At 68.4% G+C, this 26,427-nt stretch carries 26 protein-coding genes and 1 tRNA gene; 13 read left to right on the forward strand and 14 right to left on the reverse strand.

The features are described 5' to 3' along the window. Nucleotides 1-6: 6 nt before the first annotated feature. The 3 genes from Q0858_RS04710 to Q0858_RS04720 all read left to right on the forward strand — a co-directional run bounded on the left by Q0858_RS04710 (nucleotide 7) and on the right by Q0858_RS04720 (nucleotide 1,254). Nucleotides 7-79 (forward strand) — tRNA-Ala (locus tag Q0858_RS04710). A gap of 126 nt (nucleotides 80-205) precedes the next feature. Then, the gene (locus tag Q0858_RS04715) at nucleotides 206-922 is read left to right on the forward strand and encodes a hypothetical protein (RefSeq protein WP_299051548.1); all 717 of its coding nucleotides are present in this window, start codon (nucleotides 206-208) and stop codon (nucleotides 920-922) included. Between the two features lie 41 nt (nucleotides 923-963). Continuing rightward, entirely contained in the window at nucleotides 964-1,254 is a 291-nt protein-coding gene (locus Q0858_RS04720) for a DUF2470 domain-containing protein (protein ID WP_299051550.1), read from the forward strand. 45 nt (nucleotides 1,255-1,299) lie between these two features. Here the strand turns inward: Q0858_RS04720 and Q0858_RS04725 are convergent, their stop codons facing one another. Genes Q0858_RS04725 through Q0858_RS04740 form a run of 4 tightly spaced genes read right to left on the reverse strand, consistent with a single transcriptional unit; the run spans nucleotide 1,300 to nucleotide 3,817 of the window. Then, complete coding sequence (locus Q0858_RS04725) at nucleotides 1,300-1,773, reverse strand: twin-arginine translocase TatA/TatE family subunit (RefSeq protein ID WP_299051551.1); 474 nt, start codon at nucleotides 1,771-1,773, stop codon at nucleotides 1,300-1,302. Next, complete coding sequence (gene tatC, locus Q0858_RS04730) at nucleotides 1,761-2,531, reverse strand: twin-arginine translocase subunit TatC (protein WP_299051553.1); 771 nt, start codon at nucleotides 2,529-2,531, stop codon at nucleotides 1,761-1,763. The genes Q0858_RS04725 and tatC overlap by 13 nt, the downstream gene beginning before the upstream one ends. Beyond that, on the reverse strand, nucleotides 2,528-2,761 hold the full coding sequence (locus Q0858_RS04735; protein ID WP_299051555.1) for a twin-arginine translocase TatA/TatE family subunit: 234 nt from the start codon (nucleotides 2,759-2,761) through the stop codon (nucleotides 2,528-2,530). Before Q0858_RS04735 ends, tatC begins: the two co-directional genes overlap by 4 nt. A gap of 54 nt (nucleotides 2,762-2,815) precedes the next feature. Continuing rightward, complete coding sequence (locus Q0858_RS04740; RefSeq protein ID WP_299051557.1) at nucleotides 2,816-3,817, reverse strand: 3,4-dioxygenase subunit beta; 1,002 nt, start codon at nucleotides 3,815-3,817, stop codon at nucleotides 2,816-2,818. 193 nt (nucleotides 3,818-4,010) lie between these two features. Between Q0858_RS04740 and Q0858_RS04745 the strand changes: the two genes are divergently transcribed. Next, nucleotides 4,011-4,886, forward strand: coding sequence for an alpha/beta hydrolase (locus Q0858_RS04745; protein ID WP_299051558.1), 876 nt, complete (start codon nucleotides 4,011-4,013; stop codon nucleotides 4,884-4,886). A 7-nt stretch (nucleotides 4,887-4,893) separates the two neighbouring features. On the opposite strand, the gene Q0858_RS04750 is transcribed toward Q0858_RS04745, so the two are convergent. Continuing rightward, complete coding sequence (locus Q0858_RS04750; protein ID WP_299051559.1) at nucleotides 4,894-5,952, reverse strand: hypothetical protein; 1,059 nt, start codon at nucleotides 5,950-5,952, stop codon at nucleotides 4,894-4,896. 170 nt (nucleotides 5,953-6,122) lie between these two features. Between Q0858_RS04750 and Q0858_RS04755 the strand changes: the two genes are divergently transcribed. From Q0858_RS04755 to Q0858_RS04765, 3 genes are all read left to right on the forward strand, one after another. After that, entirely contained in the window at nucleotides 6,123-6,689 is a 567-nt protein-coding gene (locus Q0858_RS04755; protein WP_299051560.1) for a hemerythrin domain-containing protein, read from the forward strand. Between the two features lie 87 nt (nucleotides 6,690-6,776). Then, complete coding sequence (locus tag Q0858_RS04760; protein WP_299051561.1) at nucleotides 6,777-8,447, forward strand: sodium:solute symporter family protein; 1,671 nt, start codon at nucleotides 6,777-6,779, stop codon at nucleotides 8,445-8,447. A gap of 11 nt (nucleotides 8,448-8,458) precedes the next feature. Next, on the forward strand, nucleotides 8,459-8,716 hold the full coding sequence (locus Q0858_RS04765; protein WP_299051563.1) for a hypothetical protein: 258 nt from the start codon (nucleotides 8,459-8,461) through the stop codon (nucleotides 8,714-8,716). 40 nt (nucleotides 8,717-8,756) lie between these two features. Here Q0858_RS04765 and Q0858_RS04770 read toward each other — a convergent pair whose 3' ends face one another. Further along, nucleotides 8,757-9,629 carry a hypothetical protein gene (locus Q0858_RS04770; RefSeq protein ID WP_299051565.1) on the reverse strand — a complete coding sequence of 291 codons (873 nt, stop codon included), beginning with the start codon at nucleotides 9,627-9,629 and terminating at the stop codon, nucleotides 8,757-8,759. A gap of 208 nt (nucleotides 9,630-9,837) precedes the next feature. Between Q0858_RS04770 and leuS the strand changes: the two genes are divergently transcribed. From leuS to Q0858_RS04800, 6 genes are all read left to right on the forward strand, one after another. Beyond that, entirely contained in the window at nucleotides 9,838-12,318 is a 2,481-nt protein-coding gene (gene leuS / locus Q0858_RS04775) for a leucine--tRNA ligase (protein WP_299051567.1), read from the forward strand. A 104-nt stretch (nucleotides 12,319-12,422) separates the two neighbouring features. Continuing rightward, nucleotides 12,423-14,096, forward strand: coding sequence for an alkaline phosphatase D family protein (locus tag Q0858_RS04780; protein WP_299051569.1), 1,674 nt, complete (start codon nucleotides 12,423-12,425; stop codon nucleotides 14,094-14,096). 107 nt (nucleotides 14,097-14,203) lie between these two features. Further along, on the forward strand, nucleotides 14,204-15,091 hold the full coding sequence (locus Q0858_RS04785; RefSeq protein WP_366915985.1) for a DegV family protein: 888 nt from the start codon (nucleotides 14,204-14,206) through the stop codon (nucleotides 15,089-15,091). A 96-nt stretch (nucleotides 15,092-15,187) separates the two neighbouring features. Next, nucleotides 15,188-16,288 carry a ComEA family DNA-binding protein gene (locus Q0858_RS04790; protein ID WP_299051571.1) on the forward strand — a complete coding sequence of 367 codons (1,101 nt, stop codon included), beginning with the start codon at nucleotides 15,188-15,190 and terminating at the stop codon, nucleotides 16,286-16,288. A gap of 1 nt (nucleotide 16,289) precedes the next feature. Continuing rightward, nucleotides 16,290-17,246 carry a ComEC/Rec2 family competence protein gene (locus tag Q0858_RS04795; protein WP_299051573.1) on the forward strand — a complete coding sequence of 319 codons (957 nt, stop codon included), beginning with the start codon at nucleotides 16,290-16,292 and terminating at the stop codon, nucleotides 17,244-17,246. After that, nucleotides 17,164-18,774 (forward strand): recombinase family protein, encoded by a 1,611-nt coding sequence (locus tag Q0858_RS04800; RefSeq protein WP_299051575.1) that lies wholly within the window; start codon nucleotides 17,164-17,166, stop codon nucleotides 18,772-18,774. The genes Q0858_RS04795 and Q0858_RS04800 overlap by 83 nt, the downstream gene beginning before the upstream one ends. Before the next feature lie 140 nt (nucleotides 18,775-18,914). Here Q0858_RS04800 and Q0858_RS04805 read toward each other — a convergent pair whose 3' ends face one another. The 8 genes from Q0858_RS04805 to Q0858_RS21500 all read right to left on the reverse strand — a co-directional run bounded on the left by Q0858_RS04805 (nucleotide 18,915) and on the right by Q0858_RS21500 (nucleotide 24,979). Next, on the reverse strand, nucleotides 18,915-19,352 hold the full coding sequence (locus Q0858_RS04805) for a hypothetical protein (RefSeq protein WP_299051577.1): 438 nt from the start codon (nucleotides 19,350-19,352) through the stop codon (nucleotides 18,915-18,917). Continuing rightward, nucleotides 19,349-19,624 carry a hypothetical protein gene (locus Q0858_RS04810; RefSeq protein WP_299051579.1) on the reverse strand — a complete coding sequence of 92 codons (276 nt, stop codon included), beginning with the start codon at nucleotides 19,622-19,624 and terminating at the stop codon, nucleotides 19,349-19,351. Before Q0858_RS04810 ends, Q0858_RS04805 begins: the two co-directional genes overlap by 4 nt. A gap of 71 nt (nucleotides 19,625-19,695) precedes the next feature. Further along, complete coding sequence (locus tag Q0858_RS04815) at nucleotides 19,696-20,016, reverse strand: hypothetical protein (protein WP_299051581.1); 321 nt, start codon at nucleotides 20,014-20,016, stop codon at nucleotides 19,696-19,698. A 13-nt stretch (nucleotides 20,017-20,029) separates the two neighbouring features. Beyond that, entirely contained in the window at nucleotides 20,030-20,902 is an 873-nt protein-coding gene (locus tag Q0858_RS04820; protein WP_299051582.1) for a phage major capsid protein, read from the reverse strand. Between the two features lie 108 nt (nucleotides 20,903-21,010). After that, nucleotides 21,011-21,478, reverse strand: a complete 468-nt coding sequence (locus Q0858_RS04825; protein ID WP_299051584.1) for a hypothetical protein — start codon at nucleotides 21,476-21,478, stop codon at nucleotides 21,011-21,013. Beyond that, the gene (locus Q0858_RS04830) at nucleotides 21,475-22,830 is read right to left on the reverse strand and encodes a phage portal protein (RefSeq protein WP_299051586.1); all 1,356 of its coding nucleotides are present in this window, start codon (nucleotides 22,828-22,830) and stop codon (nucleotides 21,475-21,477) included. The genes Q0858_RS04825 and Q0858_RS04830 overlap by 4 nt, the downstream gene beginning before the upstream one ends. Continuing rightward, nucleotides 22,817-24,268 (reverse strand): terminase large subunit, encoded by a 1,452-nt coding sequence (locus Q0858_RS04835; protein WP_299051588.1) that lies wholly within the window; start codon nucleotides 24,266-24,268, stop codon nucleotides 22,817-22,819. Before Q0858_RS04835 ends, Q0858_RS04830 begins: the two co-directional genes overlap by 14 nt. A 330-nt stretch (nucleotides 24,269-24,598) precedes the next feature. Continuing rightward, nucleotides 24,599-24,979 carry an HNH endonuclease gene (locus Q0858_RS21500; RefSeq protein ID WP_366915986.1) on the reverse strand — a complete coding sequence of 127 codons (381 nt, stop codon included), beginning with the start codon at nucleotides 24,977-24,979 and terminating at the stop codon, nucleotides 24,599-24,601. Nucleotides 24,980-26,427 lie beyond the last annotated feature (1,448 nt).

Genomic DNA, 26,427 nt, shown 5'->3' on the forward strand with positions numbered 1-26,427 from the left:
ACCTTTGGGGCTGTGGCGCAGCTGGTAGCGCACTTCCATGGCATGGAAGGGGTCAGGGGTTCGAGTCCCCTCAGCTCCACCCTTTCGCACCACCCGCCGCTCCCGGCCCGCCGTCGCGCAGGCCAGGAGCGGTTTCTGCGTCGCGGGTGCGCTCGGGGACCGCGACGAGTAGCGAAACTGCAGCGATCCCCGAGACATTGGGCTCATGAGCCACCCGATCACCGTGCTGTGGAGCATCCCGCGGTCCGTCTCGACGTCGTTCGAGCGCATGGTCAGCGAACGCGGGGACCACACCGTCCTCGACGAGCCGTTCTCGCGGGCCTACTACTTCGGCCCGGACCGGCTCTCGGACCGGTACTCCGAGACCATCCCGCACAGCGCGCTCCACGAGGTGGTGGAGGAGATCGACGACGCGGCCCGGCAGCGACCGGTGTTCGTGAAGGACATGGCCTACCAGGCCCAGGCGCTGCTCGACGAGGCCTTCGTCGGCCGGCTGCGCCACAGCTTCATGGTGCGGCACCCGGCCGCGACCCTGCGCTCGCTCGCGCGCACCTGGCCCGACTTCACCGACGACGAGACCGGGTGGGAGCACCTCGGGCTCGTGGCCGATCTCGTCGAGGCGCAGGGCGACGAGCTGGTCGTCGTGGAGGCCGAGTCGCTGTGCTCCGACCCCGGCCCGGTGGTCGCGGACTGGTGCGAGCGGATGGGCCTGGACCACCGTCCCGACGCGCTGACGTGGGAGCCGGGCATGCGGCCGGAGTGGGAGCTGTGGGCGGAGTGGCACGGGTCGACATCCCGGACCACCGGCTTCGCACCGCTGCGCCCGACCCCGCCCCCGCCGGGTGAGGACCAGCCCCGCCTGCGGGCGGCGTACGACGCGGCCGTGCCGGTCTACGAGCGCCTGCGGGCCCACGCGCTCTGAGGATGGGACCTGGTCGGGCGGGTGCTCCGTACGCTGGTCCGGTGGCACTGAGCGCGGAGGACGTCGACACCGTCCTGGAGCACATGGACGCCGACCACCGCGAGGCGAGCCTCGCGATCGTGCGGGCGCACGGCTACCCGGCCGCGACCTCCGCGGAGATGACCGGCGTGGACGAGCACGGTGGGACGTGGCACGTGACGGTCGGGACCACCGAGGCCTCCCTCCGCGTGACCTGGCCGGACGGACCGGTGGCCGACCTCGACGGCGTACGGCGGGCGGTCGTGCGGCTCTCCCGCGCGTCGTCCACAGGTCGGGGCGGGCCGGCGGGATAGTCCCCTGAGGTCCTGCTCGTCCGGGGGCCTCGGGACGACCGTCGGTCAGGGGACTACCGGCGAGGGGCCGGGCGGGCTGGGGAGGGACCCCGAGTCGCCGAGGGTCGCGGCGAGACGACGCGGGTCGTCGGCGGCGAGGGTGTCGAGCCGGACCCGCCGCGGGTGCGCGGCGTCGCCCACCACGAGGTGCGTCTGGCCCGGCCGCACGGTCGCGGCCTGGGCGTGCACCTCCGGGGGGTGGGGGTCGGCGTACGCCGCCGGAGCGGGCCGGTCCGCCAGGGCGTCGCGCACCACGCGGCGCGGGTCGTAGGCCCGCGGGTCGAAGTCCTGCCACTCCCGCCGCAGCACGTCGGCCCCGGTCCCGGACTCCGCCCGGGCCCGCTGGGCCTCCACGAGGTCGCGGAAGGACCGCACGGTCCGGCCCAGCTCGCGGGCGTACGCCGGCAGGCGGTGCGGGCCGAGCAGGAACCCGGCCAGCAGGACGACGAGGAACAGCTTCTCGAAGGTCAGGCCGAACACGCGGTGCTCCTCTCCGCGCGGTGCTCGCGCAGGACGGTGAGGGCGACGGCACCGGGGAACAGCACCGTCATGGGCAGGGCCACGACGACCATCGACAGCACGTCCGCGGCCGGGGTGACCAGCGCGCTGAACAGGGTGATGACGACGACGATCAGCCGCCAGCTGCGGCGGATCGTGCGCGAGCTGACCAGGCCCAGGTGGTGCAGCATGACCACCAGGACGGGCAGGACGAAGGAGATCCCGGTCGCGACGACCATGGTGAGCACGAAGTCGACGTAGGTGGAGGCGGACAGGATCGTGCTGTCCTCCGCCGACGAGAAGCCGGCCAGCACCACCACGACGTGGGGGAAGAGCCAGAACCCGAAGCCGCAGCCCGCGGCGAACAGGACGGCCGCGCTGCCGCCGTACCCGGTGACCAGCCTGCGCTCCCGCCGTTCGAGGCCGGGGGAGACGAAGCCGAACAGCTCGGTGACCCACACCGGGCTCGAGAGGACCACGCCCGCGGTCACCGCGATGCGGAGGCGGAGGTCGAAGGCGCCCGTGACGGTGTCGTAGTTGAGGCTGGCGGCCCGCTGGTCGGCGATCGCCTCGATCGGCTCCCGCAGCAGATCGAGGACCTGCTCGGACAGCAGGTAGCCGACGACGACACCGACGAGCAGCGCCGCCGCCGCGCGGGTGGCACGGCGCCGCGCCTCCCGCCCGTGCTGAGCGAGGGGCATCGTCCCCCGCGCCGTGGCGGGAGGGGCGGCGGCGCTCACGAGGCGGTGCGCCGCAGCTGCGGCTCCTCGACGGCTGACCGGTCGGCCCGGTCGCGCTGGTCGGCGCGGTCGGCGCGGTCGGCGTGGTCGGGACGGGCGGTCTCGTCCTTGAGGATGCGCATCGACTCACCCACGCTCCGGGCGAGGCCCGGGAGCTTGGAGGAGCCGAAGACGAGCAGGACGACGGCGAGGATGATCAGGGCGTGCCAGCCCGTGAGGTTCTGCAGCATGGGTTCTCTCCCGGTGTGGGTGTGTGGGTGGGGCGGGGGTGTCGTGGCAGGCGGTCAGCTGTCGGAGCCGGGCGGGGGACCGGACGGCGGCTCACCGCCACCGGGGCCGCCGTCACCGGGCCCGCCGCCCATGCCGCCCATGCCTCCGCTGGAGGGCTCGGTCGTGGTGTCCACCGCCACCGCGAGGCGGGCGGTGTAGCCGGCCGTGGGGTCGCCGCTGATCTCGGGCACCTGGAGCTCCCAGTCGCCCTCGCCGAACAGGCCGTCGTCGCTGACCTGGGTGCCGACGCCCGCGAGGTTCTCCGTCGAGCCGGCGTACGCGTCGGCCCAGCGGGTCGAGGAGTAGACGTCGGCGAGCACGTCGGGCGGGAACGCGAGCTGTGAGGTCGCGATGACGTGGGCGACGTCGGTCGCGGAGGCGGCGTCCGGGTAGACCTCGAAGTGGATGTGGGTCCAGCGGCCGGCGTAGCAGCCCGGGACGATGGTCGTGAACGTCACCTCGCCGTCGGCGTCCGCGACCTGCACGCCGCGCAGGTAGGTCTCGTCCTCCACCCCGGAGGAGTACATCGAGTAGCGGCCCTCGGCGTCGCACTGCCAGGCGTAGACGGCGACACCCTCGAAGGGCGCGTCGCCCTTGGCCGCGTCGGTCACCGCGAACGTCAGCTCGAGCGGAACCCCGTCGACCGTCGTCCCACCGTCGAGGCTGGAGGTGATGTCGCTGCGGACGATGCCGGAGTCCTCGAGGATGTTGAGGTCGGCGGTGCCGTCGGCGGGGTAGGGGCCGTTGGTCTCCTCGGGGATCTCCCCGGCGGACGTGGTGGCCGACGACGCCGACGAGGACGAGCCGGACCCGCTCGAGCCGGAGGCACCGCAGGCGGCGAGCGCCGCGGCGCCCACCCCGACGCCCACCAGGCCGAGCAGCCGGCGGCGGGTCACGAGGGTGCGGACGTCGAAGCCGGCGCCCTGGTCGACGACCTCGTCGTCGGGTCGGGTGAGCAGCCGCCCCTCGTAGGTGGGTCCGTCGGGGGTCCGGTCGGGCTCGGGGATCTGGGGCATCGGTGGGTCGTCCTCCTGGTCGTGGGGTTCTCGGTGGCACCACCCTGACTGGCCGACCAGTGAGGACGATGGGATTCAACAGTGAGATTTCTGTGAGCATGTTTTGAGCCGGGGCGAGGCGGCGGCCGTCGAGACCGCCGTGCGCCCCCGTCCCCGCCGATGAGTTCCGGGGCGATTTGCGGTCGGACGAGGCATGACCACCCACACCGTCACCGTCCCCGGCGCCACGCTCACCTACGACGTCCACGGGGAGCTCGGACCCGGCGTCGTCCCGCTCGTGCTCGCCGGGTCGCCCATGGACGCCTCCGGGTTCGAGACGCTGCGCTCGCACTTCGCCGATCGTGCGGTGGTCACCTACGACCCGCGCAACGTCGGCCGCAGCGTCCCGGACGACCGCACCGCCGCGGTCACGCCCGAGCAGCACGCCGACGACCTGCACGCGGTCCTCGCGGACGTCGGCCACGGCCCGGTCGACCTGTTCGGCACGAGCGGGGGAGCGGTCAACGCCCTCCACCTCGTCGCCCGCCATCCGGACGACGTGCGGCTGGTCGTCGCCCACGAGCCGCCGGCGGCCAACGCGCTGCCCGACCACGCCGAGATCGTCGCGGTGTGCGACGACATGGTCGCCACGTACGACGCGCAGGGCATGGGCCCCGCGATGGCGAGGTTCATCGCCGCCGTCATGCACCGCGGCCCGGTCGGCGCCGACTACCTCAGCGGGCCTGCGCCCGACCCGGCGGCGTTCGGCCTGCCCACCGAGGACGACGGCGACCGGGGTGACGGGCTGATGGGCAACATGCGGGGCGAGGGGGTGGCGCGCGGCATGCCCGACCCGGCGACCCTGCGGGCGGCGTCCACGACGGTCGTCGTGGCGGTCGGCGAGGAGTCCGGCGGGCCCGAGGACGGCGAGATCGCCGGCCGGGCGGCGTACGCCGTGGCGGCCGCCCTCGGCCAGGACGCCGTCGTCTTCCCCAGCGGCCACGCCGGGTTCCTCGGTGGCGAGTACGGGCAGACCGGCCAGCCGGACGCGTTCGCCGCCCGGCTCCGTGAGGTGCTGGCCTCGGCCTGAGGTGCGCCTACGGGTGGGCGGCGTGCAGGGCGTGCAGGCGGACGAAGCGGGCGCCCTCGTGGTCCACCGGGCCCGGCATGCGCAGGGTTGCCGGGTCGCCGGGGTGGGACAGCAGCAGCAGCGCGTACGGCCCGGCGTCGCGGTTGCCGTCGGCGGCCAGCCGCTCGACGATCGCGGCCACCCGCTCGTCGCCGTCGGCGCGCAGCTGCGCGGCGTACGAGGCGGTCAGGGCGAGCATCGGCACCCGTGTCTCGATGCGCGGGACGACGGCCATCAGACGCCCGTCGCGCTCGAAGGCCACGTGGGTGACCTCCGGGTCCGGGACGTCGGCGGGGGCGCAGACCAGCACGGTGTGGTCGAGGTACTCCCGCCACGCGGACCGGGCCGGGACGACGACCACGTCGGTCCCCGGGGGCCGCGAGGAGGGGCGGCGCAGGCCGAGGTCGAGGGCGTCGAGGTCGGCCAGGTCCAGCTCCAGACCCACCGGGTCCGGGGTCGCCGCGGGGCGGTCCGTCGGCTCCGACGCGGGCGGCTCGACCACGATCGGCGGGCCCTCGTCGAGGAGGTGCTCGGCCTCGTAGACCGCGACCAGCTCCTGCAGGAGCAGCCGGCTGGTGGAGTCCACCGGCCGGAGCGGGTCCTCGAGCACCGCGACGATGGCCTTGGTCAGCCACGCGAACGAGCTCCACGCGATCCGCGACCGGACCGACTCAGCGACCCCGTCCGGTGCGGCGAGCCAGGTCGGCGCCGGCGGGTCGTTGGAGATCACGAACACCCACGACCGCGGACCCAGGTCGCGCGCCACCGCACGGATGCGGTCGCGCGCCGCACCGTCGACGCCGTACGCACCGGGCCGGGTGGAGACCTCGAGCCACCAGTCCAGTTCCGCGCGGAGCCGAGGGATCGGACCGTCGAGGTCGAGCGAGACGCCGGGCAGGTCCGCCTCGAGGCCTGTGGCCTCTTGGAGCAGGTCCCGCACCAGGGCAGGGTCGAGCCGCGCGATCACGGCGAGCGTCGCGTGCACTGCGCGGTCTTCGTCCGCGCCGCCGAACAACGGCATGGTCATGTCACGGCACCCCCCGGGCCGTTCTCGCCGCGCCCTCGACCCCCCGGTCACAGGCAGCGGCGACTGTCGTACGCGGACTGCCCCCCGGCAGCCCGTCCCCCATTGAACTAGGCAGCACCCCAAAGGTCACGGCGTGCGGCCCAGGTGCGGCCAGGCTTTACCCTGGCGACGTGGTGGACCCGGTGGCCGTTCCCCTCCCGGACTGGGACGAGAGCACCCGTCCGACCACGTCGACGTACGACGAGATCGGGGCCGACGAGCGCGCCGCGGGTCAGCACCTGACCGCGATCCACGACATGTACCGGCAGGGCCTGGCCCAGGTGTCCGCGGTGCTCGACCAGGTCGTCGACGGCGCCGCGGGCCTGGGCGAGGCCCGGGAGGCCGTGCGTCAGCTGGGTCTGCGGACGGCGGTCGAGCGGGCGGGCTCGTTCTGCGGGCAGCTCTGCCGCGCCGTGGAGTCCCACCACCGGATCGAGGACGCCTACCTCTACCCGGCGCTGCGCATCGCGGACTCCGGTCTGGGCGGTGTCCTCGACCGGCTCGACAGCGAGCACCTCGTCGTCCACGAGCTGCTGGTGCGGCTCGACGACACCCTCGTCGCCGTCACCCGCGACCCCGACCGGCTGGGCGTGCTGGTCGAGGAGTTCACCCACCTGCGCCGGCTGCTCGAGTCGCACTTCGTCTACGAGGAGCAGCAGATCGGCGGCGCCCTCGGCGTCCACCGCATCACGGTCTGAACGCGACTGCGCGTCGCCGGACCGGGTAGCGGGGTTCGGGAGTAGCCTCCCGGTCGATGTGAACGACCTCACTGCTCGGGAGGGCCGATGGACGAGGCACTGCGTCTCGACGCGAACTGGATCGACTACCTGCTCGTCGCGCTGTACTTCGGCTTCGTGCTCGGGATCGGTCTCGCCGCCAGACGACAGGTGTCGACGAGCCTCGACTTCTTCCTCTCGGGACGGAGCCTGCCCGCCTGGGTGACGGGTCTGGCCTTCGTCTCCGCGAACCTCGGCGCCGTCGAGATCGTCGGCATGAGCGCGAACGGCGCGAACTACGGCATCGCGACCATGCACTACTTCTGGGTCGGCGCCGTCCCGGCGATGCTGTTCCTCGCGATCGTGATGATGCCGTTCTACTACGGCTCGAAGGTCCGCAGCGTCCCCGAGTTCATGCGTCGCCGCTTCGGCACGGGGGCGCACCTCGTCAACGCGATCTCCTTCGCGGTCGCGCAGCTGCTGATCGCGGGCATCAACCTGTTCCTGCTGGCCACGGTCGTCGAGGTGATGCTGGGCTGGTCGCTGATCGTCTCGCTCGTGGTCGCGGCGCTGGTCGTGCTGACCTACACCGCCCTCGGCGGTCTGTCGGCGGCGATCTACAACGAGGTCCTGCAGTTCTTCGTCATCGTCGCGGCGCTGCTGCCGCTGACCCTCGTCGGCCTGCACAAGGTCGGCGGGTGGGACGGGCTGACCGCCGCGGTGTCCGACAGCCCGGGCGGGGCCGAGCAGCTGTCGAGCTGGCCCGGCACCGCCCTGACCGGCTTCGACTCGCCGGTGCTGTCGGTGATCGGCATCGTGCTGGGCCTCGGCTTCGTGCTGTCCTTCGGCTACTGGACCACCAACTTCGTCGAGGTCCAGCGCGCCATGGCCGCCGACTCGATGGCCTCCGCGCAGTCGACGCCTGTCATCGGCGCCTTCCCGAAGATGTTCGTGCCGTTCATCGTCGTGATCCCCGGCATGATCGCCGGGGTCCTGGTCACCGAGATCGCGACGGAGAAGGCGGCGGGCGGGGAGCCGGCGTACAACGACTCGATCCTGTACCTGATCCGCGACCTGCTGCCCAACGGGATGCTCGGCGTCGCGATCGCCGGTCTGCTGGCGTCGTTCATGGCCGGCATGGCCGCGAACATCTCGGCCTTCAACACCGTCTTCAGCTACGACCTGTGGCAGCAGTACGTGAAGAAGGACGAGCCCGACGAGTACTACACGAAGGTCGGCCGATGGGCGACCGTCGGCGCCACCGTCATCGCGATCGGCACGGCGGGCATCGCCTCGCAGTACTCGAACATCATGGACTACCTCCAGACCCTGTTCGGCTTCTTCAACGCCCCGCTGTTCGCGACGTTCATCCTCGGCATGTTCTGGAAGCGGATGACCGCCACGGCCGGCTGGGTCGGCCTGGTCGCCGGCACCGCGTCGGCCATCGGCGTCTACGTGCTCTCGGGCGACGTCCTCGGCGTGATCGGGCTCTCCGGCCAGGGTGCGGCGTTCGTCGCCGCCGGTGTCGCGTTCGCCGTCGACATCGTGGTCAGCGTCGCGGTCTCCCTGATGACCCGACCCCGTGAGTACGCCGAGCTCACGGGTCTGGTCTGGTCGGAGACCCCGCGGGAGACCTTCCGCGACGTCGACGCCGAGGCCCTCCCGTGGTTCCGTCAGCCCACGAAGCTGGCGGGCATCGCCCTGGTCATGGTCATCGGCCTCAACCTGCTGTTCCTCTGAGAGGGGACGACATGAGCGACAAGAAGACGGCTCGCGCGGCGCGGGCGTTCGACGTCCGGACCTTCATCGCCGCCCTGATCGGCCTGTACGGCGTGATCCTGCTGCTGACCGGGATCTTCGGGACCTCGGACGCCGACCTGGCCAAGGCCGACGGCCTGAACGTCAACCTCTGGACCGGCCTCGGCCTCCTCGCCTTCGCGATCGCCTTCCAGGCGTGGGCGATGCTGCGGCCCGTCCGGGTGCCGCCCAGGAAGGATCCGGAGCAGTAGCGACGTCGGCCGTGGCGGAGGACGGGACCAAGGCCTCCGATCAGGCGCTCTGGCGGCAGTCCCGGTGCCTTTCTCCCGTTCTGCGCAACGAGTCCAGGCACTGCGTGACCCAGTCGGGCCGGAGAGTCACGTCGTCGTACCCGAAGCGGACGACCGTTCGTCCCGAGACGGTCAGCGCGGTGTAGCGCCAGAGGTCACGAGCGAACTGCTTCGGCCCGCCGTGGTAGAGCCAGCCCTCCGCCTCGACCACCAGACCCAGGCGCTCGTCCAGGAGGTCGGGGTGCAGGGTGACCCCCTCGACCTGCAGCTCGACCTGCGGGACCAGCCGCAAGCCCGGGACCCCCAGCCCCAGCGCCCGCAGCGCCGACTCGAGGGGAGAGGCAGCCAGGGGTGTCGCCTCGCGACCGACCACGGCGACCTGGGCGCTGCCCGGACCTCGGGCCAGGTTGGCCGACGAACAGAGCTCGTCCGGGTCGACGGTCCCGCTGCGCAGGGCCGAGTCGGCCACGGCGAGCGCCTCGGTCAGAGGTAGACGGCGGGCACAGTCCAGGACCGTCCTGAGCGGCGAGCTCACGCTGCGCCCCTCCGTCTCGCCGTAGCCGAGTCGCACCCCGCGGCGCCGGTGAGGAGCGACGTTGCGGTTCGGCGGCACCTGGACCCACGGGCGGTCCGCCCGCCGCAGCACTGGCCAGCCGAGCTCCTGGGCGGCTGAGAGCCCGAAGACCATGCCGTCGAGCCGCGTCGCGGCGACGATCGCCGCGTCGGCGGACGGGAGGCCGTAGCGACCGAGGGCGAGTCGGACGACGCTCCCGGACCGGACGGCCGCCGCGAGGTCGCGCTCGCTCACGATCCTGCGCAGCTGGTCGGTGCGCGCCGTGCCGCCGAGCCGCGCGACCACCTCCGCCACCTCCATGCGACGAGCCTGGCCGGAGGCGGCCGGGCTCGCATCCCTCTCTCCACAGCCTCCGGCGGGGTCGGCTACCCTGGACGCGTGAACGGCCGCCTGCTCCTTCCCTAGCCGCGTCGAGAACCGACGCGGCCGCCCCTCTGCGCGAGGGGCTTTTTTGTGCCTGGAGCCAGGCCGGGACCGGAGCACGGCAACGACCCACGAGGAGACCGTCATGAGCAGCGAGCAGCACCCCGCAGGCGCCCCCGAGGCCGCGACGTACGACGTCGCCGCCGTCGAGGCCGCGTGGCAGGAGCGGTGGGCCGCGCTCGACCTCTTCACGGCCGACGACGCCAGCGAGAAGCCGACGAAGTACGCGCTGACGATGTTCCCGTACCCCTCGGGCGACCTGCACATCGGTCACGCCGAGGTGTTCGCGCTGCACGACGTCATCGCCCGCTACTGGCGCTTCCGCGGTTTCGAGGTCCTCAACCCGATGGGGTGGGACTCCTTCGGGCTGCCCGCCGAGAACGCCGCGATCCGCCGCGACGAGCACCCCGCGACGTACACCTACGCCAACATCGAGACCCAGCTCGCGGCGATGCAGCGCTACGGCCTGAGCTTCGACTGGACCCGTCGGCTGCACACCTCCGACCCGGAGTACTACCGCTGGACCCAGTGGCTGTTCCTGAAGTTCCGTGAGCAGGGGCTGGCCTACCGGAAGAACAGCCCGGTCAACTGGTGCCCGCAGGACCAGACCGTGCTGGCCAACGAGCAGGTGCTGGCCGACGGCACCTGCGAGCGGTGCGGCGCCGAGGTCACCAAGCGCGAGCTGACCCAGTGGTACTTCCGCACCACCGAGTACGCCCAGGAGCTGTACGACTGCCTGGACGACCTGCAGTCGACCTGGATCGGCAAGGTCGTCAACGCCCAGCGCAACTGGATCGGCCGTTCCGAGGGCGCCCACGTGCGCTTCGACGTCGAGGGCCACGAGCCGCTGACCGTCTTCACCACCCGCCCCGACACCCTGTGGGGCGCCACGTTCATGGTGGTCGCGGCCGACGCGAAGCTGGCCGCCGAGCTGGTCACGGACGAGCAGCGTCCTGCGCTGGCGGCGTACGTCGACGAGGTGCGCAAGGCCTCCGACATCGACCGCCTGGCCACCGACCGCCCGAAGTCGGGCGTCTTCCTGGGCGTGCACGCGACCAACCCGGTGACCGGCGAGCAGGTCCCGGTGTGGGCGTCCGACTACGTGCTGGCCGACTACGGCACCGGCGCCATCATGGCCGTCCCGGCCCACGACCAGCGCGACCTCGACTTCGCGAAGGCCTTCGACCTGCCGGTACGCCGGGTGGTCGACACCGGCGAGCCCGACCCGGCCATCTCCGGGGTCGCGACCACCGGCGACGGCGCGTACGTCGACTCGGGGCCCCTGGAGGGCGTCGCCGACAAGGCCGAGGGCGTCCGCCGCGCGATCGAGCTGCTGGAGGCCGACGGGCGGGGGACCGGCACGGTCAACTTCCGCCTGCGGGACTGGCTGCTGAGCCGCCAGCGCTACTGGGGCGCGCCGATCCCGATCGTGCACTGCCCCACCGACGGCGAGGTCGCCGTCCCCGAGGACCAGCTGCCGGTCGAGCTGCCCGAGCTGCGCGGCGCCGACCTGAAGCCCAAGGGCACCTCGCCGCTCGGCGCGGCCCGGGAGTGGGTCGAGACCACCTGCCCCACCTGCGGCGGGCCGGCGGAGCGCGACACCGACACGATGGACACGTTCGTCGACTCGTCCTGGTACTTCTTCCGCTACCTGTCACCCCACGACTCGACCCAGGCGTTCGACCCCGCGCTGGCGAAGCGGTGGGGCCCGATCGACCTGTACATCGGCGGCGACGAGCACGCCGTCCTGCACCTGCTGTACGCCCGCTTCTTCACCAAGGTCCTGCGCGACCTGGGCGTCATCGACTGGGACGAGCCGTTCTCGGCGTACCTGTCGCAGGGCAAGGTCATCAACGACGGCCGCAAGATGAGCAAGTCGCTCGGCAACGGGGTGGACCTGGGCGCCCAGCTCAAGGAGTTCGGCGTCGACGCCGTCCGCCTGACGCTGGTCTTCGCCAGCCCGCCGGAGGACAACATCGACTGGGCGCGGGTCTCGCCGGCCGGGTCGCTGAAGTTCCTGCAGCGGGCGTGGCGCCTGGCGCACGAGGTCACCTCCGAGCCGGGTGCGGACCCGACGACCGGCGACGCCGCGCTGCGGGCCGCGACGCACCGCACGGTGCACGAGGTCGAGCAGCTGGTCGAGTCCTACCGGTTCAACGTCGTCGTCGCCCGCGTCATGGAGCTCGTCAACGTCACCCGCAAGGCCATCGACTCCGGCTGCGGGCCGGCCGACCCGGCGGTCCGGGAGGCCACGGAGGCGGTGGCCGTCATGCTCTCGCTGGTGACCCCGTACGTCGCCGAGGAGATGTGGGCCGAGCTGGGCCACTCCCCGTCGGTGAGCCAGGCCGCCTGGCCAGTCGTCGACGAGGCCCTGCTGGTGCAGGAGTCGGTGACGGCCGTCGTCCAGGTGAAGGGCAAGGTCCGGGCCCGCCTCGAGGTGTCGCCCGACATCTCCGAGGCCGACCTCGAGGCCGCGGCCCTGGCCGAGATCGCCGACCTGCTGGCCGACCAGACGGTCCGCAAGGTCATCGTGCGGGCACCCAAGCTCGTCAACGTCGTCGTCTGACGGACGGCGCCCCGGGCGGACCGGACGGACTGGGCGGACGGGGCGGGCACGGGGGTTCACCCTTCCGTTGCCCGCCCGTCGCCCGGCCGTGGTGGGCTCCGCGCATGCAGACATCTCGGAGGACCATCCTGTCCGCGGGCGCCGTCACCGGCGGCGCCCTGCTCGTCGGCGGCGCCACCTCACCTGCCGCCGCAGCCCTCGACCACCGCCCCAGCGCGGCCGCCGCCCGCCTGCGCACCGACCCGTTCACCGTCGGGGTCGCGTCGGGCGACCCCGCTCCCGACGGGTTCGTGATCTGGACCCGCCTCGCGCCCGACCCGACCGCGGCCGACGGCCTGGGCGGCATGCCGTCGTCGCGGTACCGCGTGCGCTTCCAGGTCGCGACCGGCCGTCGCTTCCGTGGCCGCGAGATCGTCAAGCGCGGCGAGGTCACCGCGGGCCCGGAGACCGCCCACGCGATCCACGTCGAGCTGCGCGGCCTCGAGCCGGGCCGACCGTACTTCTACCGGTTCTCCGTCGCCGGCTGGACCTCCCCGGTCGGCCGCACCCGGACGGCGCCCGAGCCCACGTCGTTGACGCCGCTGGCGATGGCCTTCACGTCCTGCTCGAACTACCCGGCCGGCTACTTCACGGCCTACCGGCACCTCGCCGAGGAGAACCCCGACCTGGTGCTCCACCTGGGCGACTACCAGTACGAGGGCCCCGAGGCCGCCAACGCCCTCGGGCGACCCCACCTCGGCCCCGAGACGACGACGCTCGCGGGCTACCGCCAGCGCCACGCGCAGTACAAGACGGATCCCGACCTGCAGGCCGCCCACGCCGTCGCCCCGTGGCTGGTGGTGTGGGACGACCACGAGCTCGACAACAACTGGGCCGGCGACGTCCCCGAGAAGCCCGCCGAGCAGGGCCAGTTCGCCGCCCGCAGGGCCGCCGCGTTCCGGGCCTACTACGAGAACATGCCGCTGCGCCGGACCTCGGTCCCGCGGGGCACCGACCTGCAGCTGTTCCGCCGCGTGCAGTGGGGCGCCCTGGCGACCTTCCACATGCTCGACACCCGCCAGTACCGCGACGACCAGGCGTGCGGCGACGGGTACAAGGACTGCCCCGAGGCCACCGACCCCTCCCGCACCCTCACCGGGGCGGAGCAGGAGCGGTGGCTGCTCGACGGCTTCGCCGCCTCGACCGCCCGGTGGGACCTGCTCGGCCAGCAGGTGTTCTTCGGCCGCCGCGACAACGACCCCGGCGCCGCCCGGACCGTGTCGATGGACGCCTGGGACGGGTACGCCGCCTCGCGCGACCGGGTCGTCAACGGCTGGGTGGACGCCGGCGTCCGCAACCCCGTCGTCCTCACCGGCGACGTGCACGCCCACTGGGCCTCCGAGGTGCTCGCCGACTTCGACGACGCCGACTCCGAGGTGCTCGGCTCCGAGCTCATCAGCTCCTCGATCACCTCCGGCGGCGACGGCTACGACCAGCCCGACGGCCAGCACCCGTGGGCCGACTGGAACCCGAACCTGGAGTTCTGGACCAACCTGCGCGGCTACGTCTCCACCACCATCACCGCGGACTCGATGACCGCCGACTTCCGCTGCGTGCCCCGCGTGACCACGCCGGACTCCGACGTCTTCACCCGCCGCCGCTACGTGATCGAGGACGGCGTCCGGGGCCTGCAGCTGGCCCTCGACAACCCGCAGCCGGCGGGCTCGTTCTCGGCGCGGTCGCTCCCGAGCGACGCGCAGATCATCCGCGACACGATCCGGGAGGAGACCGGCTACTGAGCTCCGCCCGCGACCTCCGCGGTGGCACCGCGGCCGGCCGGTGAGCGTGCCCTAGGGTGCGCGACATGCCTCCGCAGCCCGGCGCTCACGGTGGTCGCGTGGTGGTCGTGACCGACTCCACGGCCAGCCTCCCCAGCGCCCTCGTGCGTGACCGGGGGCTGGTCGTCGTCCCGCTGCAGGTCGTCATCGGCGACGAGATCCTCGACGAGGCGCTGAGCGAGGAGGAGGGCGCCGAGGGCGGTGCGACCCCGGCGCGGGTGGCCGAGGCGCTGCGCGGCCACCAGGCCGTCAGCACCTCCCGGCCGAACCCGGCCGCGATGGGTCGGGTGTACGCCGACCTGGCCGCCGACGGTGCCACCGAGATCGTCGCGGTGCACCTGTCGGGCGAGGTCAGCGGCACCGTCGAGTCGGCGCGGGTCGCCGCCCGGGAGGCGTCGGTGCCGGTGCACGTCGTCGACACCCGGCAGGTCGGCGTGGCCACCGGGTACGCCGCCCTCAGCGCCGCGCAGACCCTCGACGCCGGCGGCTCCGCGGAGGAGGCCGCCGACGCCGCCCGTCGCCGCGCCGCCTCGGCGACGTCGTACTTCTACGTGGACACCCTCGAGTTCCTGCGTCGCGGTGGTCGGATCGGCGCGGGTGCCGCCCTCCTGGGCAGCGCCCTGGCGGTCAAGCCGCTGCTGTCGATCACGGACGGCGTCGTCGGGCCCCTCGAGCGGGTGCGGACGACCACGAAGGCGCTCGCCCGGCTGGAGGAGCTCGCCGTCCGCGACGTGCTGTCGGCCGGCGGGGAGGGCGGCGTCGCCGTGGAGGTGGGGGTCGCCCACCTCGCCAACCCCGAGCGCGCCGAGCGGCTGGCGGCCCACCTCCTCGAGCGTCTGACCGGCGAGGCGGACGTCGAGCTGGTGGGTGGTGAGGTGCGCTGCGTCGAGCTCGGCGCCGTCCTCGGCGCCCACGTCGGTCCGGGCATGGTCGCCGTCTGCGTGTCGCCGGTCTGACCCGATCTCGTCCACAGGCTCCGGCGCGAGGGACTCCTCCACAGGTCGTGCCGTCGACCCGATCGGTGAAGCCGTTCGCCTCCTAGCGTCGCGGTCATGCGATCTCGACGGCCCTCGCCCGCCCAGCAGGAGGCGGTCGCCCGACGCCTGGCGCTGCTGGACGCCGAGCTCTCCGCGGTCCGCACCGGCGAGCACCGCGCCGGTCCGGACGACGGGGACCCGTCGGAGGTGACCGGCTGGGACGTCGCGCCCGCCGGCGCGACGGACCCCCCGCCGGCGGCCCGCTGGGCGCCACCGGACACCCACACGCGGCCACGCCAGGTCCGCCCCGACCCGGACGACGGCGGGTCGGTCATCGGCTCCGTGCCGCGGATCGGCCGTCACGCCCACCGGCGGCCGGCCGGGCCGGTGGCCACCTCGGGGGCCGGGGACCCCGGGCCGGCCCCCGGGTGGACGTCCGGGTGGGCCGCGCTGGTGCCGGAGACGTTGCGCGGTCGGGCGGGGCTCGGTCCGGCGCACCTGGCCGTCGTCGCGGTGCTCGTCAGCGTCGGGCTGGGCGCGACCTGCTGGTGGGTCCTCCGGTCGGGGCCGGAGCCGTTGCCGGCGACCGCTCCCGTCAGCGCCCTGGTCACCCCCACGGGAGCCGTGACGCCGGAGAGCACGACGTCCTCGGGGGCGGCCCCGGTGGCGGGCGGGACCACCGGTGGTCCTGCGGCCCCGGGTCCGTCGGTCGCGTCGGGCGCCGAGGTGGTGGTCGACGTGGCGGGGCGGGTACGACGCCCCGGCATCGTTGTCCTCCCGGGCGGCTCCCGCGTCGCGGACGCTCTCGAGGCCGCCGGGGGCGCCCGCCCGGGCACCGACCTGACCCCGCTCAACCTGGCCCGGGTGCTCCTCGACGGCGAGCAGGTGCTCGTCGGGGTCGACGCCCCCGCCGGCACCGGAGGCCTGCCGGTGCCGTCCGACCCGGGCGCCACCGGGGCCGCCCCGACGCCGGGCGCGCCGACGGCGCTGGTCAACGTGAACACCGCCGACCTGGCGACCCTCGACACCCTGCCCGGGGTCGGGCCGGTGACCGCCCAGGCGATCGTCGACTGGCGGACCGAGAACGGCGGGTTCAGCGCCGTCGCCGACCTGCTCGACGTCAGCGGCATCGGTGAGGTCACCCTCGCCGAGCTGACGCCGCTGGTGACGGTGTGACGTGCGGCCCGCGCCGCGGGTCGGCGTACGGGACCTCGCGGGGGAGGGCGCCGGGCAGGAGGTGGCGGAGCCGGAGGAGCCCGACCGTCCGGACCTCCGGACGCCGGCCCTCGCGGTCGCCGCCTGGTCCGGGGGGCTCCTCGGGCTGCTGTGCCCGCCCGCGGTGCTGGCGGGGGTGCTCGGCGCGCTCCTCTTGACCGCCCTCCTTCTCGGGCGGGGGCTCGTGCGCCGGGTGCCCCTCGGGCCGGGCGGGCGTGCCGGTCGCGGAGACCTGCTGCGGGCCGCCGCCGGCTGCCTCCTCGTGCTCGTCGCCGTGGCCGTGGTGGCGGGGATCCGGGTCGCCGTGGTCGCCCAGGACCCGGTCGCGGTGCTGGCCGCCCACGACGCGTCGGTCCGCGTCGAGGCGACCGTCACCTCCGACCCCCGGCTGCGCCAGGGCGGGTTCTCGGACTACGTGCTGCTCCGGGCTCGCGTGGTCGAGGTCGCCGCCCGGGGGCAGCGGACGCGGGTCTCGGCCCCGGTGCTGGTCATCGCCGACCCGTCCTGGATCGAGGTGGAGCTCGGCTCGCGGGTGGCGGTGGCGGGCCGGCTGGAGCCGGCGGACGGCGACGACCTCGCCGGCCTGCTGGTCGCCCGCGGGGACCCGGAGGTCCGCGCACCGCCGGGCCCGCTGTGGCGGGGCGCCGACGCCGTCCGTGACGCCATCCGCGACGCGGTGGCCCACCGCCCGCCGAGCCAGGCGGGGCTGGTCCCCGCCCTCGTCGTCGGGGACGACTCCCGGCTCCCGGAGGACCTGACCGAGGACTTCCGGACCACCGGGCTCACCCACCTGCTGGCGGTGTCCGGCACCAATGTCTGTCAGGCAGACTGGTGTCATGACCACCGCGACAGACACCCTCACGGGCCGGGAGTACCTGCGTGTCTCCCTGGACCGGAGTGGGACGGGCAAGAGCCCTGACCAACAGCACGACCAGAACGCAGACGCCTTCCCCGGTGCGCTCGGAGAGCCCTACAGAGAGCCGGGCAGTGCCAGTGCGTCCCGGTACGCCCGCAAGGCCCGTGAGGTCTTCACACGGCTCCTGGACGACCTGGGGGCGGGGGAGTTCGGTGCCGATGCGCTGGTGCTCTGGGAGTCGTCCCGTGGGTCCCGTTCCGTGGGGGAGTGGGTTGCTCTCCTGGACGCTTGTGAGACTCAAAATGTCGGCATCTTCGTCACGACTCACGGACGCCTGTACGACCCGAAAAACGCTCGGGACCGCAGAACGCTTCTAGAGGACGCGGTGGACTCTGAGTATGAGTCCGCCAAAACCTCCACCCGTGGCAAGCGGAACACGGCTGCAAACGCGGCGACGGGCAAGCCTCACGGGAGGGTGCTCTACGGGTACGTCCGGGAGTACGACCCTGCCACCCGCGCTTTTCTTCGGCAGGTCGTGGACGCTCCAAAAGCTGAAATTGTGAGGGAGGCTGCTCGACGGATCGCGTCCGGTGACTCGTGCTACGGCATCGCACGAGACTTCAACACGGACCAAGTTCCTGTGCCGCACCGACCCTCCAACCCTCGGAATTTCCCAGAGTGGAACGGGGCTCAGATCAAGCGGATGGTCACAAACCCCGGATACATCGGGAAGCGGGTTCACCGTGGCGAGGTTGTGGGCGATGCCGTTTGGCCCGCCATTCTGGATGAGGAGACGTTCTACACCTGCGCTCGCATCCTCAACGACCCGGCCAGGAAGCGGAGCAAGGATGGTGCGATTCAACATCTCCTGAGTGGCATCGCTACGTGCGGGGAGTGTGGTCGCATCCTGCGAACGGGTCGGCAGAGCAACGGGGCAACGCCATACAAAACTTACGTCTGCAAAAACTGGTGCGCGTCCCGCCGTGTCGAGTACCTGAACGAGTTTGTTGAGGAACTGGCAATCGAGCGTCTGTCTCGTCCTGACCTGTTGGCAGTCCTCACGTCCGGTTCTGACGGCTCTGAGTCTGCGCTTGCAGAAATTGCCGAGAAGAGGCTGCGTCTGCAAGAGGTCGAGACTGAAATTTCTGCTGGTGGTCGTGCGGTCGTGATTCTTTCCCGCGTTGCAGACGATCTGCTCGAGGAAATCGAGAACCTAGAAAGCAAGATCAAGCGAGCATCTGTCTCGCCTGCCGTGGGCTCGATGATGGGACCGGACGCTCGGGAGAAGTGGGAGAGCGCGTCCATCCCGCGCAAGCGAGAAATTCTGCGTGCTCTCTTCTCGGAACTTGCGATCTTGCGGACGCCCAAGGGTCGCCAGGGCAGGCGGGGTTTTGATCCTTCACTTGTGCGATGGGACTTTTTTGGGACTGACTTCCCGGAGGACGTTCCCACCCGTCGCACTGTGCGGGTCCCCGCCAATACGCAGTTTCAAGATCAAGTTCGGGACACGAAGCGTCGTGCTGCCGTAGACGCTGCGCCCCTGGTCCCTGTGGAGCAACAGGAAGCGATCAAGCGGGCTCTCAACTCCTGAGAACACAGAACAAGGCACCGACTCAGGGAATGGAGGAACCCTGAATCGGTGCCTTGCTTTTTGTGTCGCTCTAGACGTGAGGGGACAAGGAAGGTGAAGACCCCCACGGAGCGACACCGGCCAGAGGTTGTCTGTGGCGATCAGACACCCTCTGGCACGTCCACTGGGTCAACTCCCCATCGCCTACCCCGTCGTCCCTCCTTGGCCCGGTTCTGCGCCTCTTGCATGGCACCCAGGTAGTTGTGAACCGCCATGCGAACTACTGCCGCTCGCGTGAGAGACAGGAAATCCGCCCGCTCTTCAATTCGCCGCATCGTGTCTGGCGAAACCTTGAAGTCGATGAATGCTTTTTGAGCCCGACGGGTGTTGTCGTCCTGCCACTGGCCGGGGATGACCACCTGATCTAGCCAGACCAAAACCATGGTGCGAATCATCATGGATTTTGACATTCCATGCCGCTCGGCCAACTTTTCGATCGTGGCGTTCATCCTCACGGTCAACCGCAGACCGACACTACGTGTCAATTTTCTTTCGGCAGAGTTCAACCGCTCTTGCCAGTCAGTCTTTTCGCGGGTCACGAGACGTAGACCTCCGTGTAGACAACTTCTCGGGCTCCGAGAATGTGACGAACAGAAATGATGCTTCGTTCGCCCTCAGGAAGCGTCAACTTGTCCACGTTCTCTAGGGCCACGTCTCCCGGCATCCTGACGACTGCTCGGGCAGAGACTTCCTGCCCGCCTTGATCCCGCACCATGCGATAGGACTCCTCAATACGGGCGGGGATCGTGGTGAGGTTGCCGGGGATGGGCTGCCCGTAGTCGTCATATCCGCCTGTCGTGCCGTAGGACACGGACTGAGGGAAGAGACGGGGTGAAATCTTGCTGGGTGGCTTCTCTCCACTCGGAACGATGATTTCACTCATCACATCGCCTTTCGTCGGTACCTGTTGAGGGTTTGAACCTCCACAAGTGACCATCCGTAGAGCGTGCCGGGGGAGACGGCGTAGTCCCCGATCTGCTCGCGCTTGTGCTGCTCGGGGTTCACGACGGTTCGTGCCGTCGCCATGATGATGACCGACACAATTTCGCTGTTTGGCCCGGTTTCCTCGAAACCCCTGCCGCGTGTGTAAGCCTTTGCAAGTTCGGTCACGATGCCAACGTGAACCCCGGCCAGGGAGACGAGTTCTGGCTCATCTCCCCGGCCAAGGAACGCGGCAACGTCACTACCCGTGACTGTCGCCATTGTGAGACTCCAATCAGGCAGTGACGGCCTTGAGAACCACGACCGCAGCCGGGTTCATCGGGGCGGCGTCATACCGCGTGATGACCCTGAGGGCCTGCTGGTCGTACTCCGCGAATCGCTCCGTCAGGAGAGTGACGGACGGGGCAAGGTCACGGGCAACAGCGATCTGAGAAAAATCGGCGAGGACAACCTCAGACTCGTTCGTGCCGGTTCCGCCGTTCTTGGGAATCCGGTTCGTGACCGTGACGGGGTACCCGAGAAGGAGATACTTCCCCGGCTCCGTGGGGTCCGGCTGCAACTGATAACGATTCTGCGAGTCCTTCAACTTTCGAAGACCCACAAAATCGCGGGAGTTCATCATCCATCGCAACCCGCCCTCGGGGTCCACATCGGCACCGAGCGCCAACCCCACCGCATCGTGAAGGTGGTCGAGAGTCGGCTTGCCCACCGCAGCCATGCTCTGGATGCCCGGATACTTCCTGATGCCAACGGGCGTGTTATTCGCTCCGGTGCTGTTGAGAAGCGCGTCATCCATCTTGTACGCAACGTCACGCACCAGGCGGAGTTTGAGCGATTCTGAAATGTCCACAACGGCCTGACGTGCAAGTTCGTTGCTGAAACGAGTGATGACCTTAACGCTCTTCATGTTGCTCGGAAGCAACGTGATTTCGTTGAACGTCGCATCCTTCTCGGTAATGAGTTCGTTTTCACCGACCCAATCGGGGTTGGTGGGGTCCGGCAACTTAGGAACGCGGACCGGAGAACCGTTGGAGTTAAAAACGTTGGACTTGGGGACCGCCGCAAGGAAGACGGACTTCTTTTCAAGCGGCTGGATCAAAATCTTCTTGACCTGATCGTTGGTGAGCGTAGTTCCGTTCGTAACCATCTTGGCCCGACACCTTTCATGTTTGTGGATTTCACTAACACGAATGGCATCGGGCCAAGACTCGTTTGCCCATCAGGGGCGGTTTGAAGTTATGTGAGCAATGTTGCCTTATCCGGCGCTTTGACGCAAAAGCGAGGCCAACGAGAAATCATCGCCCCCGCCTTGATTTCCCTGCCCAATGTCGCCACGGGGACGACGCGGGGCAAGGTGCGGCTTGCGTTCGATGAGGGCTTCGGCCGCCTCCTTGATCTTTTCGGGATCAGGAAACCCGTCCTCATCGCTCATGGACTCTTCGTCGTACGTCAGATCAGTCGGATCGACCAGAATCCCGCTCGTTGCCTCACGAACCGTGGACACAGTGAGCCGAGAGAGTGCCGTCTCTCCCCTTTTGGCCCGATCCCGGTAGTTCTGGCTCTCTTTGCGAATCTTCTCGACGTACGACCTCGGGAACGTGTCGCCCTGGGGCTCCTGCTCGCCCTCTCCCGGCTCTGTGGGCTCGTCCTGGCCCTCGGGTCCACCCGTGGGTTCATTGTCGTTTTCAGGCCCGTTCTGGGGCTCGTCAGTCGGCTGAGTCATGCTTCCTCATCTCCATTTTCATTCTTGGGGTTCAAAACCGGCAGCATGTTCGGGTCGAAACCGAGACGTTCGAGAAGTGCGGGCGGAACGGACCCAAGAGAGTCAGAAATCTTCGATGCCGCGTCTGCCTCCTGAGCGATGGTCCGCGTTGAGGGATCGGCCCACACCGCGCTCACATGCTCAGAGGGCATCAGGGTCCTCTCTCCGACCTCATAAACCATCCGCAGCACCCGTTCCCACGAACGACCGAACGACCGCATACGGGCGTGTGCTCGTGCCGTCAGGGATGCCTCGCTCGCCCTGATGCTGTCTGCCGACACGGGGGAGTTGCTGAGAATCCCCACGTAGTGGGCGGGCAGTGTGCTCACGGCCATGATCTGACCAAGCAAAATCCGAACCGGGACCTCATAGCCGTTCATGTTGGCTGTTTCGAAGTTTCCGAACTTCGTGAGTTCGCTCTCGCTGGTCCACGGGGCTTCACTATTTTCGGGGAATGGAGACTTTACAGACGGGTTTTCTGCCGACTCTGGCTTGTCGTTGTCGAAGTCTTCGTTGTCCTCCAGTTCGATGCCGGTCGCCCACCGACGGGGACGGGCGTAATACTCACTCGTCACCATCACGTCACTCATGATTTTCGTGAGTCCGTCAGTCATGGGGATCACGTCCCGCATCTCAGAAATGCCGTGCTCATCGCTGAGACGTTCCGAGTTCTTGAACTGCACCACGGGGACGAAACCGAGCGGGTTGGGGATCGTGTTGACCCGGTTCCACGCCCCGGCCTCAGGGGCAGTGCTGGGGTTGGACTCGAATCGGATGATCTCGTTTGGGAGATACAAGACGGCTACGTCAACGGACAACTCGGGTCGCTCAACGTCAGGACGGGTCCACCGCTTCACGGCTGCCCGAATCTCTCCCGTGCCGGGGTCCTCGATCGCGTAGAACTGCCGAGCCGTCTCGACCGAGAGCGTGGGGTTGCCCTTGTCGTCGGCCCACACCAGGACGAACGCTTTCCCAAGAGCTAAAACTTCGCGGTGAAGCGCGGCGCTCTGCTCGTCGCAGTCGTTCTGCTGCCATACCGACCACAACCAGGGGTCGATCTGACCGCCCCGGACGAGAGCGATGATCCTCAGTCGCTCCGCAAGGCTGTTCACGACCAGGCGCGGGATGTTGACCGTCAATTTGGTCACTCGGTTTTTGAGTCGTTCTGCATCTTTCGGCGTCAGGAACGCCAACGGCTGCTCACCATCGAAGTACGCATCCAGGTACTTCAAGTGGTTCTGGCGCTCCTCCAACTTCCCGAGAAGGTGCCGCAATGTCTGATGCTCTTTCGTGTCACCCTCAGTAGGAAGCACCGTAAATCACCCTCATCTTTTTGCTCTTAGTTTGACTCTTGTTGTTGGCGTGCCATGACGCTCGATCGATCGCACCGATTGCACAGACGGCCAAGTCGATTTTCAGTTGGCTCATCTTTCGTTCCTTCACAACGACGTCGCCCATCGGCGTGCTCTTCGCGACGCAGTTGGCGACGTGACGCCTCAAATCTTCGTGGCCGTCGAACGTGAACTTCTCTTCCATCGCCAGGGCGTAGAAACGGTCCGTGGCGGGTGCCATGCGGCTCACGACGTTGGTGGGCCACTCGATGACTCGCTCTGATCCGAATTCTGCCGCCCATCCTTCGATTTCCGTTCGCCACGACCAGGGATCGCAAGCAACTTCCAGCACATTGTGAGTCCGAAAGAACTCGCGGACCGTCTCAGTGACCTCGTGGCGAGGGACCCGCCAACGTGGGTCGCCAGGGTTGGCCCAATGGCCGATCACGAAGAGGTGAGGCTTCTCGCCGTTCTGGGGGACCGTGCAACCGACGAGAGCCGTGCTGTCACCCGAGTAGGACCCATCGAAGAACGCGACAACGGGAGTTGCGGGATGGATGACCACGTTCGGGTTTGCCAGAGGGGCAAACTTCTCGTCGGCAAGCCATTTGGACATGTCGTAAACCCACTGGCCCAGTTTGAGACGCCGGAACGCGGCTTCCGTCATGGTCCGCATGAGTGCGAGCATCGTGTCTTCGGCAAGGAACGGGTTTTTGTCCGCCATAGCGGGATTCGCAGTCATCCAGGCCTCACGGTCGTCAACTTCGCACTCATCCGGGGCAGCAAACTCCCGAAAGAAGAAACTCGGGTCCGTCCCCTCGCGTCCGTGCTGCACCAGGGGCCACATGACACTGTTTTTCGTGTTTGAGGGAGTGGAGATAGCGAACGTGAGGGACGACGGACGCTTGCCGGATGCCGACGTGCAGGCAACCCACACGTCCTCGGTCACTACGTGAAGTTCGTCCACGATCAGTAGTGACGGGTCGTAACCGTGCAGGGCATCCGGCTCCGCACTGAGGGCAACCATGAGCCCAGCGTTGCTCTCGACCTTGATTTTCTGCTGATACCGCTGCGAACGTCGATCGAGTTCGGGATTTAGCTCGATCATGCGCTGTGCGATTCGAACCGTGATTTCCGCCTGAGCCGACGATGACGCGACCACCAGGACCTCAGGTCCAGGAGGACCGTCGAACAACGCCCAGAGGGCCACCATCGCCGCTAGAGACGTCTTCCCGTTGCCTCGACTGACGCTGACGAGGGCTGTTCGGACACCTTCCGAGAAAGCACCCCGGATTATTTCTTTCTGGAACTCCCGCAGTCGGACCTTTTTCCCGGCGTCGTGACCTTTGGGCACGATGCAGAAGTGCTCGATCCATGCAATGCAGCGTTCTGGGCCGCTCTCAGGGAACCGTTCGCGCACAACTTTGCCGCCCACAACCCGCGTTCGAAAGCGGGGGATTGGGAGCGGCGATTTGTCAGCGGTTCTTTTCGGCCCTGCCTGCATAGCAAATAGGTTCGGTCCTATCCGCTTTTTGGTCAAATGGCGGGTTTCTGACGGAATCCTAATTCTGCCTTATTGACTCGCCATATCTGTTTGTTTTATAGGTCTACGCAGTGATTACCGGAACGGTAATCACGAGGAAGACCCGGCGCGGCGGTGATTGAGATGCGGACTCGACCCCTACCCCCCTCCTCGTTTGTCAAGGGTCCACAAGAAAAATGTTGACGTGAAATGTCTGACCGAGAGAACTCAGAACCGACGGACACGAATTTGTCTCGCCGCCCCTTTGCGACTGTTGCACTCACGACACAGAACTTGCACGTCATCGAGTGTCAACTTTTCCCCGCGTTGTTGCTTCATCCATGCCTCAGGACTGTGGTCAGTCGTGAGTGGGTTGGAGTTGCTGCCTGTTGTGGAGCACCACAAACAGAACGGTTGCAACTTCTTGGCGCGACGGCTCAGACGTTGGAACTCCTTGGTGTAGCCCTGCTGCTCCTTCGTCCCGCGTCCACCCGTTTTGGGATCACGCAAACACAGAGCACACCGCGCACTGCCACGCGCTGGGGGAGAGAACAACTCACCGCAACTCAGGCACGGCTTCTTGAGAATGGGGGATGGGTTGTCTGGCATTTTCGGGCTCTCTGCAAATTTCGGTCCAAAGGTGTCCAGACACAAGAAACCCCCACGGGAGAGAGAAGGGCAACCAACCAAAATCTCGCCGTGGGGGTTCTTGCTGTCGTACCGAAATTCCCGTTTCGGTATGTTCTACTTTAGATCTGTACCTCAGTCTTGGCAAATGACTAGTTTTTACTCAGATGTTTTTGGTGTCTCACTAAATCTTGTTGGCCCACGAGTAGCAACGGTCGTCGCCCTCCCAATTCGGGCCACGAGAGCCGCGAGGATCGCTTCTCCCGCGTCGCCATGCCTTCATCGCGTCTTGGTGCCGCCAGAGCAATTGCTTGCCTGTGGGACGGCTCCTGAGGATGCGCTCTAGGTTACGGGGCTCGGCTCCCAACTGCCGCGCTGCCTCATCGAGTCCGAGTCCACGACCAAGCAAAATGCACGCATCCGCGTACAAATCTTCTTTGCTCCGGTTGTCAGTCTTAATGTTTGGGGCTTCCAAATCCGTTTGTTCATCAGTCCTCCATTTTTCGTAGACCGTTTTCCTTGTCACGTTGAAGTATTTTGCTGTACTAATCGCTGAGTAGACACCTCTACATGCAAGGATTTTTTCGTCTCTGTTGACGACTCGATCAAGGGCTTGCTTTTTGACCCTCACAGATTTGGTCATTTTTGAGCCTTCCACTCCTGAAAAACGTCGAACGCTGTTGGCCGGTCGAGGTCCGGGAAGCGTTCCAACAATTTCTTGACGGAAGCAGAGTCCTCTAGACCGCCTAGGAAGTCAAAGTAGGCACTCCCGTCTCGTGAAAGTGCCCCGCTATTTTCTTGGTTAACAACCTTCCGAGAAGTGTTGTCTGTCTTGTCAGATTTTCTAACCACCATCCGTTTTTTGTAAGGGTCCTTGGGTAAGGGTCCTTTAGTCCCGTCAGGTGAAGGTGCCCCACTCCCGCCAGGCGAAGGTGCCCCACTCCCGTCTGGTGAAGGTGCCTCCTTCGTGGTGAAGACGAGACGGTACAAATTTGGGAGCGGCTGCTGTCCCGGTCGTTGATTTCTTCGGTCAATTTTGAGGACGCCCATGTCCTCGAGAGTTTTGGTGTTGTTGGTGAGAGCCGTCTGACCCAATTTGCAGAACTGCCTCAAGTGCTCCTGGCTCACCCATCCCGAACCGTCTTGCCCCATGCGCAGATGGATTGCCATGAGGATTGCGGCTTGTGGAGTCGTGAAATCGTGAGCCGAGAGAAGTTCGCGCATGAGGTCTCTCGTGTCCCGCGATGCGACCTTGCGAATTTTCGGCATGGCCTCATCAGCCCTGACCCTTCGTCACCCGACGGCGGACGACGCGGGCAGAACGCCGCTTCTCGGCGCGTGGGGACGGGTTGTCCTGGGGCCAGTTGCAGCGCATATCAATCATGTTTCGCAACACATCGGCCATAGATGAGCCCTCGATGAGCGCAATG

Source organism: uncultured Nocardioides sp. (genome assembly GCF_947489365.1).
GTDB lineage: Bacteria > Actinomycetota > Actinomycetes > Propionibacteriales > Nocardioidaceae > Nocardioides.